Raw genomic sequence first — 11,303 nt, 5'->3', positions numbered from 1 at the left:
TGCCTGCAGAAATAGGTCAATTGTCTCAGCTGACACGGCTTTACTTAAATCAAAACCAGCTCACCGCTCTGCCTGCAGAAATTGGGCAGCTGTCTCAGCTTATCGAGCTTGAATTAGCGGAAAATCCTTTGAAAGATATTCCAGAAAAAATAAGGCAGCGTTTTCAATTGTAGAATGGTTGTAAGTGCTTTTTAAATTGGGGTGAGCTGAGCTGACACGGCTTTACTTAAGCCAAAACCAGCTCACCAGCCTGCCTGTGGAAGTTGGGCAGCTGTCTGAGCTGTATCAGCTTGAATTAGCAGAAAATCCTTTGAAAGATATCGCCGAGAAAATAAGGCAGCGGTTCTTATAAGGAATGGTATCCTACAAGAGTACTTAGAAGTAACTATTTCTATAAAAATGGGCAATAGATGGAAAACAAAAAGAGTTTCATAAAAATAGTCAGATCAAGCTCCGCATAACCTATGCAAACCATCAAATCCTAATAATATTACTTTGATAAGTGCTGCTCATAAAGTCGCGCATTGTAAAATATCCTGCTATAATCTTACCTGTTTCTTCTGGATGCTTGATTAACGTATCTTCAATCCATTTCACCGCTTTATAAGCTGAGCTTTCACTAACTCCATAGCTTTGGCTAATATGAAAATAGGTCCTATATTCGCGCATATATTCCAAGGCCATCAACAACATGTCTTCTAGACTTAGTTTATATTTACGCCCACCTTTAATCTTCTTGGCTTTATCGGCTTGCTGTAAAATTTGCACCATTTTATCAAAGGTGGTACGCTTGACCCCTGTCAATCGTCGGATTTCGAAAGAGGTTAATATATGATTAAGCAAATATAAACTCTACAAATTACTTTATTTATCAGGAAATAATTGATACCCCGTGACGGCTTACTTTCAAACATATACCTAAGCTTACTTTCTTTTTTAACGTAACAAGTTAGCCGGTAAACTTGTGAAAAGCTAGCATGAAAAAAAGAGGCTTCCCTAAGATGAAAGAGGGAATCGTTAAATTATTCTATTTTCTTTGATTTTGTTAAAATATCCTGGCAGGTGTGTTTATTACCAACTATTGAACTTATAAGGTGTAAAAGTTATAAAAAATCCTTCAAAAGATTTTTGTAATAGAGCTATTGTTACTTTTTTTACTAGTCATTACTCTAAAGGACTAGATATTTAAGCTTTAATATGCCAAGCATCTTAAAACTTTTAATAGTCAATTTTTTATAGCTTGCTAAATTCCCTTCCAGAGATGTTCTAAGGCTTGCTTTTACGTTACCTAATAATGCTTAAAGCGATAGGGTACCAAGTAGGAGTACAGCTCTTCCCTTTAAGAAGCCTTCTTTTTGTGTTTTTATGAGGTACAACTAAAGAAGGTAAAATCCTCGATGGTTAGAGCCTAGCCAAATGCTATAGCTGACAAAAGTTAAAACTTGAAAATATAAATAAGCACAACTTTTCAGCAAATCAAAAACACCCGTCTCTTAAATATTTATAAATTTTTTTATCCTGCCAAGAATGTAGAGGTTTTAAACTTAAGAAATCCAGTAGACAAGTTTTTTATAGAAAATATAAAGTGTTTTAACCCTTATAACTTGTGCCCATAAAGGAAATAATCATGCAGCATGTGAAATGGATAGTATTTTTAGTGGCTGTCTGTTGGTTTACTTTTTTTGTAGGCCTCAGATCAAACACCATTCGATCCTTACTTGTTCTTCCTTCTAAAGAAAGTGTGAGAGCTGGTGGATTCAATCATACCTTTCATAGTAGAAATGCTTTTCAAGAAAGCGCTTTAGCTCACAAATTACTAGATGGGCTAAGAGGAATTGAAATTGGAGGTTCTGCCCATAACCCTTTTGGATTGAAAACTCTTAATGTCGATTATTGTGACGAGCTTTCCACACCTTTCAAAAGAGCAGAGGAAAAGACAGCAGGGCATGCCTTGAAAGTTGATATAGTGGCAAGCGGAGATAATCTCCCTTTTAAGGATAATGCATTTGACTTTGTGATCAATTCTCATGTCATTGAGCATTTTTTTGATCCTATAAAAGCTATCAAGGAATGGCTGCGCGTCGTAAAGCCGGGAGGATATGTCTATATGATTATTCCTCATAAAGAGCGGACTTTTGATAAAAATAGACCACGTACTTCTTTAGAGGAAATTATCTATCGTCATGAACATTTAACTGCTCCTGAAGATGATGATCATCATCATTGGTCAGTTTGGGTTACTCAAGACATGCTAGATATATGCAAGCATTATGGCTGGGAGGTAGTAGCTGTCCAAGACATCGATGACAAAGTAGGCAATGGATTTACAGTAGTAGTAAGAAAAGGCGAGGAAATCAGAAACTTATGAGGCGTTTTTTAATCTTCTTTGGGTGGCTCTTAATCTTACAGACCCTAAATGCCGGCTATAAATATGAATTATCAAGTTGTGCCATTTTTATGGAAGATGATCTTCCTTATATGCCTGAATGGATCGAATTTCATAAGCATCAAGGTGTCCAACATTTTTATTTATATAATAATGGACCTGTCAACGTATGGAAACCTTATCTAGATCAATATGAAAGGGAAGGATTTATTGAGGTAATAGAATGGAATTATGGTAGCCAAAACGTTATCGAGTGGAATAGCATTCAAACTCAAGCTTACATGCACTGCTTGAAAAAAATCACCAAGGAATCTAAATGGTGCGCCATCATTGATACTGATGAATTTCTTTTTACACTGCCTTACAAAAATTTGAGAAAAGCTTTAAGGAATTATGAAGAATTTGCTGGCGTGGTAGCCAATTGGGTAATGTATGGAACAAGTAACGTAGACTACATTCCTGAAGGGCAAAAATTGACCGATCTATTAGTGCGTAGAGGAGCAGTAGATGGTGATTTGCATGTTAAATCTATTGTTAAGCCTGCCTATGTGGTAGATATCATGAATCCTCATAGTTTTATCTACTCTACTAATAAATTTGCCGTGAATGAAAACAAAGAGCTTGTCCTTGGTGCTTTTACAGCGAAAAACAGTGTTAACATTTTTAGAATTAATCATTATTGGTGCCGGGATAAAAGCTTTTTAATTAACACTAAGCTTGCTCGCCGGCTAAAGTGGGGCCAGCCTATAGAATCTGTGCTAGAGATAGAAAAAGGATATAATCTAGAGCATGATGATTTAATTAAAAATTTTAATAATTATGACTAATGAATGGATCAGCATCAAGAAGGGCTAGATAACTCTCTAAGCAATGTTAATAGGAAAAAGCATTTAAAAATTATTCGTAAGAATATAGGGGAAATAGTGCCACCGGTTGACACGAACGTGGCAAGCTGATAAAACAGGTGCTTGTCCGTAATAGTACACTGTAAAGTTTAAATAAAATTTACTCTATGAAAACTCCTTTGGTGTCTTTAATCATTCCTATTTGCGGCCCTTACGACTATTTAGAGGCTGCCTTAATCTCAGTAGCTGCACAGACATATACTTCTCTGGAAGTTATTCTTTTAGACAGCCATTTTACTCTTCCTTCCTCTTCTATCATTCAAGATTTTATAAAATCTACAAAATATAAATGCATTTACCTTCAAGAAAATTTTCAAACTCTTGCTGAAGCTATCAACAGAGGTTTAGGAATTGCTCAAGGAGATTATTTAACTTTTCTCTCTCCTCAAGACTATTTTGCGCCTAATAGGATAAAAAGGCTGGTAGACAAAGCTATCGCTTCTCAAATGCATTTTATCTTTACACGCGTAGATTTAGTAGATCAAGATAGCCGGCGACATTGCTTTGATGCTTCTCAAAAAAGAATCTATGAAGAAAAAATGTTTGAAGTTATCCAACTTGAACATATTGAAGAAGCTTTTATGACTTTTAATCTTGCCATGACCTACGGTAATATGTTTTTTTCACAAGAGCTTCACACAAGCGTAGGTGCTTATAGAGAGTATAAATATCAAGGCAGTTTGGATTATATTGTTCGCTCTCTTATAAATTATGAGATTAGCTTTTTAAGTGAAAATCTTTATTGCTCTCGCTATATAGAGGAGAAAGCTTCCCAGGAAGAGATCAGGCTTAGCCAAAAGGAGCGTGAAGAGATTTATCTCAATTATTTTGTGACGGTCACTCGTTCTGCTCCTTTAAATAAAAATGCTCCTTCTCCTTATGAAGGATCTAAAGCATTTCTCAAAGCCAAAAATGCGATAAATTTGGGAAGCATTTTGGCTCGGTTTATCTGTACGCCCAAGATTACCAAATTTGATAGCTCTTCGGTAGATTTCAACAATAATTTTTCTCATTATAGTAGAAAATTTGAGAAGTTCACCCTTATTACACACGATTTAGCGCCGGGAGGAGGAGGATCTAAGCTAGTGTTAGATCTTGCTATCTCTCTTAAAGGCCAAGGCTACAAAGTTTCTGTCATCTCCATGCACGAAGGTTCTTTGAAAAATGAATATGAAAAATTAAAGATTCCTCTTTATATAATTCCTGCAGGCGGCTTAAAGTGGGATGAACCTATCGGAAAATGGAAGCGTCTATGGGCACTCATTTGGGTCACTCTTTATTTAAACCTAAGGGCTTCCTCCACTGTTATTGTTAACAGTGCAGCCAGCTCTGCTCTTGTGCTACCCCTTTTGCTGTTTGCTCCTTTTAAAAAGATTTACTGGTATATCCATGAATCCTTTTCTCCTACTATTTATCTTAAAACCAACCTAGCTTTTTACTTATTAAAGAGGGTAAGTTATAAAAAAAGATTCAATTTTTGGTTCGGATCGGAAAGCACGAAGAATATTTGGAACAGCATCCTAAATGTCTCAGGAAAAGTATTATATTGGAGTGGATTAAAAGGAGGATGTTTACCGTTAGCTTCTCATAAGCCTATCAAGAACCTTCTTTCTATAGGGTTTAGCACTCCTAGGAAAGGTTTTCATTTACTTGTGGATGCCTTTATTGCCTGTATAAAAAAAGGGTTAATCCCTGAGGATGTGAGTCTGACCCTAGTAGGTTTACCCGACTCTTTAGATAGTTATAATCAAGACATCATTTTAAAGATTCTTAGCGCTAATCTGCAAGAACGCATTCATCTTATTTCTTGTATCGATATCCATCAATTGGATTTCTTTTACCATGAGGCAGACCTATTTATCCAATCTTCTGTATTAGAGTGTTTGCCCTTATCTCTTTTGCAGGCCATGTCTTTAGGTGTTCCTATTATTTCTACCGATGTGAATGGGTGTTCGGAAGCTATTGTGCATAATTATTCCGGCTATTTATGTCGCTCTTTTAGTGCTCAAGCTTTAGAAAAGGCTTTAGTGGAGGCTATTAATCATCCTTTGCGAACACGCCAATTAGCGGTCAATGCCCAGAAAACCTTTAATGAGAAATTTTCATTAGAAATAACTATCTCAAAAATTAAAGAAGAAATATCGTTAAAAAGCAAATCATTCAATGAATGTCTTATAAAATCAACTATTTTAAATGAGCGCCTATGATCGCAATTACGGGCAGTACAGGTTTTATAGGAAATCACCTTTGTAATTCTCTTCCTTTCCCTCATAAACGCCTTGTTCGTCAACCTATCTCTACCATCCCTTCTCAACAGCAGTTTATAGGAAATCTAAACAATCCTGTAGATATCAATAATTTTGTCCAGCAGGCCGACGTGTTGATCCATTTAGCTTGGGTGAACAATCCATGGACCTCCGATGAAGATATTTTTTCTGATATTTCTCATAATCTTTTATCTTCTCTTACCCTTTTTGAGGCCTATGCCCAAGCTAATCCTCAAGGTCATATTATTTTTGCAAGTAGTGGAGGAAATATGTATCAAAAAAGCTCTTTAGTTTCCCATCAGGAGTCGGATCCTCCCCATCCTTGGAGCAGCTATAGTATTAATAAACTAGCGGTAGAAAATTATTTAGCTTTATTTTGCAGAAAATATGGAATTCGGGGGACTGTATTGCGGATAAGTAACCCTTATGGTGCCCTTCTTCCTTCTACGCGCACAAATGGACTTATTGGGGTCATTTTTTCCAAATTAATAGATAACTCTACCTTAAATATTATTGATTCTCTTTATAGCATAAGGGATTACATCCATCTAGATGATCTTTCCCATGCTTTTCATTTAATCATTAAAAATCCTCCTGAAAAAGCTTTAGTGCAAGTCTTTAATGTGGGCTCCGGCCAAGGAACTTCTTTAAAAGAAGTTTTAGACACCATAGAAGCAATCTCTAAAAGAAAAATTAATGTCAACTTACTCAATGATAGCTGTAAGCCTACTTTTAGCGTTTTATCTCCAAAGCTAATTAGCCAAACTCTTAACTGGCACCCAAAAATAGAGTTAAAAGAAGGCTTAGAGAAAATGTGGGCAAGTATTCATTCAGCACTGGCTTTATTTTAAAACCTATTGCATGCGCTCTAATCCATATCTCTGCTTACCCCTGAGAGGATGCTTATATATTCTTTAGAGGCTTTTAAAACAACTCCTCCCTACCGTTTCATTGAAAAAATTTATTAAATTAAATAAATATAATTTCTTTAATGAGACAAGCAGCACAGGCATCGAAGCAAAATATAGCCGAATGTTAGAAAAATTTTGCAATAGTAAATTTTTTCTTATGACTTTATTTATTTTTAAGAAAGACCTATATTCATATTGGTAAATAATAAAGGGCTAACGAGTAAAATAAGGGTAAATGATGAATCCAATCATGAGAGAAATAAAGCAAGACTTTATTAAACCTGCTTTTGAAAAAGAAGCGCTTCAAGCTGCGGCGCGCGAGTGCGGCTATGATATTAGTTTAACTATTTCCCCTACAGAAAAAGAGATTCTTATTAATCATTTTGTTAAGTCCCTTTTAAAAAAAATAGAAGATCATTATCAAAAAAACAGTGAATTTGCTTCGATAAGCGTTAATCTTCCAAAAAACGTGGAAAAAATCACTAGAAAAAAATTTGAGAAGAAAAATATTTGCACTGTTTCCGATAATCCTAGAAATTTTCATGATCAGTCACTTGAAGATTTTTTTCCTATGTTTGATAGCGTTTTAAATTATTTAAAAACTTGGGGAAGGTACAAGTACTGAAAACTTACTTGAGGGTTAGATAATAAATAAGGCTAGTCTTTCAACATAAGAAATTTTTATCCTTGCTAAAAAGATGGCGAGGATAAAACTTTTTAAAGCAACCTATGTAAACACAGTTGCTTATAAGGCTACTCCTTAACATCGGAGCAGCTTAGCAGGCTACCATTCCAGGCCACCACCCTAGGATTTCAAAGATCCCGGAAGGTAAGTTCCAAAGAATTAGAGGGAGATAATAGGGGAGAGGATCTTGTTAAAAGTACTGTATTAAAACAAGCGAAGCGTCTAAAATAGCCTTTTCATGCCTTTTAATATTGTCGTTTTGATTTATGAACAAGCCTACGAAGCCTTTTTTACTGAGAATAAATCCCCATATAAGACAAACCCAATATCTTAAAGATTTAATCGACTATCGGGAACTTTTATATTTTTTTGCATGGCGCGATATCTTAGTGCGTTACAAGGAAGCTTTTTTTGGAATAGCCTGGGCAGTCATCCGCCCTCTCATCAATATGGGAATTTTTGCGCTGGTGTTTGGGCAAATCGCTCATCTTTCTTCGGGAAATATTAACTACGCTTCTTTTGTTTTAGCCGGTTTGCTTCCTTGGCAATTATGTTCTAATGCTATTGTGGAAGGCTCAACGAGCATTCTCCATCATGCCAATTTAATCTCTAAAATTTACTTTCCTCGTATTATCATCCCTACTGCACAAATTGCTGTACATTTTGCAGACTTTCTCATAGGCATGATTTTGTTGTTCTTTTTTTGTTTTATTGTTCAGCCTTTGAATTTTGCCACACTGATGGGTTTACCTATCTTTATTATGCTGGCCCTACTATTAAGTGAGGGAGGATCTCTTTGGCTTTCCGCTTTGACAGTAAAATTTAAAGATTGTAGGTTTTTAATTCCTTTTGTTGTTCAAATTGGCATGTTTATCTCTCCTGTAGGCTACAGCAGTAGCGAGATTTCTAGCCAATGGATCTGGCTATACTGCTTGAATCCTGCGGTAGGAATCATCGATGGATTTAGGTGGGCTCTTTTTGGTTTTACCTACCCTCATTTGGTTTATTCCATCGCTACTTCTACTGTTGTTACGCTTGTTTTAGTAATTACCGGTTTTCTTTATTTTCGTAAAATGGAACGCTCTTTTGTAGATAGGTTGTAAATGGGTAGTTTAAATATCGTTGAAGTAAAAAACGTTTCGAAAAAGTATACGATATTTCATGATCAACCCCCCCTAGGGCAAACGACTCTTGTAGAGACATTGGCTATGCACGGACGTCGCTTTTGGAAGAGAATGGGGGGCCATATACGCCGAGCAGCAGCAGCTGCCGAAGAAAAGCAAACAGAAGAATTTTGGGCCTTAAAAGACATTTCACTAGCCATAGAAGAAGGAGACCGATTTGGAATTATTGGCCGCAATGGGGCAGGAAAGTCTACCTTGCTCAAGTTGCTATCACGCATCATCATGCCTTCAGATGGTGAAATTTTTCTTCGAGGAAAGATATCCAGCCTATTGGAAGTAGGCACAGGCTTTCATCCTGAACTAACAGGAAGAGAAAATGTCTTTTTAAATGGGGCTATATTAGGAATGAGCAAACGTGAAATTGCTCGAAAATTTGATGAGATTGTAGAATTTGCAGAGATTGAAAAATTTTTAGACACGCCCGTCAAGCGCTATTCGAGTGGGATGTACACGCGCTTAGGATTTTCCATCGCCGCTTACTTAGATCCTCAGGTGCTGGTCCTAGATGAAGTATTAGCTGTAGGCGATGCCCCTTTTCAAGCTAAATGTATAAAAAAAATGCGTGAGCTGGCGTTGAGTGGCAGAACGATCATCTTTGTCAGCCATAATACCCATTCTTTATTAGAAATCTGTAATAAAGGAATTTACTTAGAGAATGGACGCCAGATTGAGGTCGGCTCTATAGAAAAATGTATAAAAGCCTATGAGCAAAAAATTCAAGAAAACCTGACGAGTTAAATGGTAAGAATACTTTTAAATTGTTTAGATACCTTGGGAAAGTCGATGGCGGGCCCTGCCATCCGTTATTGGGAATTTGCGCATGCACTTGCTAAAAGCCATCAAGTGACTTTACGTGTTCCTAATCAAACTGATCAAATCTCCACCACCTTTACGATAAGCACAGGTCCGATCAAGTTTAAAAAGATAGATGTTATCATCACTCAAACTATTGACCCGAGCCTTGCCTTCCATGCTAAGCGTTATAAAATTCCTCTTATCTATGATGCCTACGACCCTGAACCCTTAGAGCATTTAGAAATTTTTAAGCCCTCAGCACTTAAAGTAAGAAAACATCTTAATCGTGCGATTATTCATACCATTAATTTCAATCTACGCATGGCTGATGCCGTAATTTGCGCCAATCATCGGCAAAGAGATCTTTGGATGGGCTCTTTATTAAGTTTAAAAAAAATTTCTCCTACCATTTATGATCAAGATGAAACGTTACATAAACGAGTAGGTATCGCCCCTTTTGGGATTCCTTCCCGTCCTGCTATTCAATCTAAAAGCGGTTTTCGCGAAAAATTTAATATTAAAGCTTCCGATAAGCTTCTCTTATGGGGGGGAGGTATTTGGAACTGGTTTGATCCTTTGACTCTTATTCGTGCAGTTAAGGAGCTTTCTAAGCAAAGAAGCGATATAAAGCTGGTTTTTATGGGAATCAGACATCCTAACGCCAGCATTCCTATCATGAGTATGGCCAATAAAGCAATTAAGCTAGCGGAAGACTTAAAAATTAAAGATCAGTTTGTTTTCTTTAATGAACAGTGGATACCTTATGAAGAACGGGAAAATTTTCTTTTGGATGCAGATATTGGGGTATCCACACATTTTGAGCATCTGGAAACTCAATATTCTTTTCGCACCAGGCTCTTAGATTATATTTGGGCAGGCTTGCCCCTTATTACTACTGAGGGGGATGTCTTTGCAGAACTCGTCTTGAAAAATAAAATTGGCAAAGTTGTACCTGCACAAGATGTTCGGGCTTTAGTTTTAGCGATAAGCCAGCTAATAGATGATTCAGCTGAAACGCTAAGAATAAAAAGCAATCTTAAAGAACTAAGGGAGCAGCTTGTATGGGAAAAAGCAGTCGCTCCTCTTGAAGAAATTATTGAGCATTTAATAAATAATCCCCTTAAAAATTATTTTGCTTATGATCTTGCCCAAATATTGTATTATCAGTTTCAAAAATGCCATCCGTGGACTTTAGTGGAAAGATGGTGGATAAGGCGGAATAATGGAATCAAAACTTAGCTTTTCTAACCCTCGGAAGGTTGATATCCTTCTGGCCACTTATAATGGGGAAAGGTATTTAGCAGAGCAAATAGAGTCTTTGTTAAAGCAAACTCATCCTGATATTCATCTTTTAATTAGAGATGATGCTTCCATAGATAATACCCCCTTAATTATTGAAAGCTTTCTTTCTAAGTTTCCTGATAGGATAACCTTTTTCCAAGGTAGAGAGCGTCAAGGAGTAAAAGCTAATTTTTCCCAGCTGATGCAAGCTTCGACCTCTTCTTATCTGATGTTTTCTGACCAGGATGATGTATGGAAGCCTAATAAAGTTGAAAAATCTCTTTCTTGCATGATAGCCATGGAAAACAAGTATGGGGAACTTCCTTTGCTTGTCCATAGCGACCTAACCGTGGTAGATGAAAGTTTAAATCTGCTAGACCCCTCTTTTTGGCATTATACTTATCTTAACCCCCCTCATTCTTCTAGCTTAAATAGACTACTGACGCAAAATGTAGTGACCGGGTGCACAATAATGATCAATCGTCTCATGAACGAACTGGCCAGGCCCATCCCCCATGAAGCTTTTATGCATGATTGGTGGTTAGCTTTAATCGCCTCGGCCTTCGGCCAAATAGGGGTCATTAATGAGGCTACTCTCTACTATAGGCAACATTCCACAAATACATTAGGTGCTCAGAAATTTTTTAATTTTTGTAATATAAAGAAAAAATTGCATAAGTGGCGCCAGACCGATGAAAAAAAATTTCAACAGGCTTTTATTTTTTTTCACCGCTATCAGGAGCTACTAAGCCTCTCGCAGCAAAAGATCCTAAAAGATTTCTTAATGCTTGCTCATCTTCCTTGGATGAAGAGAAAAAAAACAATTTACTGTCATGGGTTTTTTAAGCAGGGATGGGTGCGAAACCTAGCAGATTTTTTCTTAGGGTGA

Annotated in this window: 11 protein-coding genes and 1 pseudogene; 11 read left to right on the top strand and 1 reads right to left on the bottom strand. The window is 36.8% G+C overall.

The window, feature by feature from the left end:
- Positions 1 to 20: 20 nt before the first annotated feature.
- The gene (locus DB41_RS13070) at positions 21 to 173 is read left to right on the top strand and encodes a leucine-rich repeat domain-containing protein (protein WP_368730555.1); all 153 of its coding nucleotides are present in this window, start codon (positions 21 to 23) and stop codon (positions 171 to 173) included.
- A gap of 38 nt (positions 174 to 211) precedes the next feature.
- Complete coding sequence (locus DB41_RS11415) at positions 212 to 352, top strand: leucine-rich repeat domain-containing protein (protein WP_080502480.1); 141 nt, start codon at positions 212 to 214, stop codon at positions 350 to 352.
- A 209-nt stretch (positions 353 to 561) separates the two neighbouring features.
- Here the strand turns inward: DB41_RS11415 and DB41_RS08775 are convergent.
- Positions 562 to 843: pseudogene (locus DB41_RS08775) on the bottom strand (transposase family protein); the annotation flags it as partial.
- Positions 844 to 1,627: 784 nt separating this feature from the next.
- On the opposite strand from DB41_RS08775, the gene DB41_RS10920 reads away from it, so the two are divergent.
- The 9 genes from DB41_RS10920 (at position 1,628) to DB41_RS08730 (ending at position 11,303) form a co-directional block, all read left to right on the top strand.
- Positions 1,628 to 2,368, top strand: coding sequence for a class I SAM-dependent methyltransferase (locus tag DB41_RS10920; RefSeq protein ID WP_052244061.1), 741 nt, complete (start codon positions 1,628 to 1,630; stop codon positions 2,366 to 2,368).
- 89 nt (positions 2,369 to 2,457) lie between these two features.
- The gene (locus DB41_RS08765) at positions 2,458 to 3,213 is read left to right on the top strand and encodes a glycosyltransferase family 92 protein (protein WP_238578486.1); all 756 of its coding nucleotides are present in this window, start codon (positions 2,458 to 2,460) and stop codon (positions 3,211 to 3,213) included.
- A 185-nt stretch (positions 3,214 to 3,398) separates the two neighbouring features.
- The gene (locus tag DB41_RS08760) at positions 3,399 to 5,498 is read left to right on the top strand and encodes a glycosyltransferase (protein ID WP_039386401.1); all 2,100 of its coding nucleotides are present in this window, start codon (positions 3,399 to 3,401) and stop codon (positions 5,496 to 5,498) included.
- Entirely contained in the window at positions 5,495 to 6,409 is a 915-nt protein-coding gene (locus tag DB41_RS10915) for an NAD-dependent epimerase/dehydratase family protein (protein ID WP_052244060.1), read from the top strand. The genes DB41_RS08760 and DB41_RS10915 overlap by 4 nt, the downstream gene beginning before the upstream one ends.
- A gap of 298 nt (positions 6,410 to 6,707) precedes the next feature.
- A complete protein-coding gene (locus DB41_RS08750) occupies positions 6,708 to 7,094 on the top strand; it encodes a hypothetical protein (RefSeq protein ID WP_039386400.1) in 387 nt (128 codons plus the stop codon).
- Between the two features lie 326 nt (positions 7,095 to 7,420).
- Entirely contained in the window at positions 7,421 to 8,257 is an 837-nt protein-coding gene (locus DB41_RS08745) for an ABC transporter permease (protein ID WP_052244059.1), read from the top strand.
- Entirely contained in the window at positions 8,258 to 9,076 is an 819-nt protein-coding gene (locus DB41_RS08740) for an ABC transporter ATP-binding protein (protein ID WP_052244058.1), read from the top strand. It abuts the gene before it with no gap.
- A complete protein-coding gene (locus DB41_RS08735; RefSeq protein ID WP_080502479.1) occupies positions 9,077 to 10,372 on the top strand; it encodes a glycosyltransferase in 1,296 nt (431 codons plus the stop codon).
- A complete protein-coding gene (locus DB41_RS08730) occupies positions 10,356 to 11,303 on the top strand; it encodes a glycosyltransferase family 2 protein (RefSeq protein WP_052244056.1) in 948 nt (315 codons plus the stop codon). The genes DB41_RS08735 and DB41_RS08730 overlap by 17 nt, the downstream gene beginning before the upstream one ends.

This window comes from Neochlamydia sp. TUME1, from assembly GCF_000813645.1.
Taxonomy (GTDB): domain Bacteria; phylum Chlamydiota; class Chlamydiia; order Chlamydiales; family Parachlamydiaceae; genus Neochlamydia.
The sequence above is the reverse complement of the archived record's forward strand: the minus strand, read 5'-3'. Positions and strand labels throughout refer to the sequence as shown.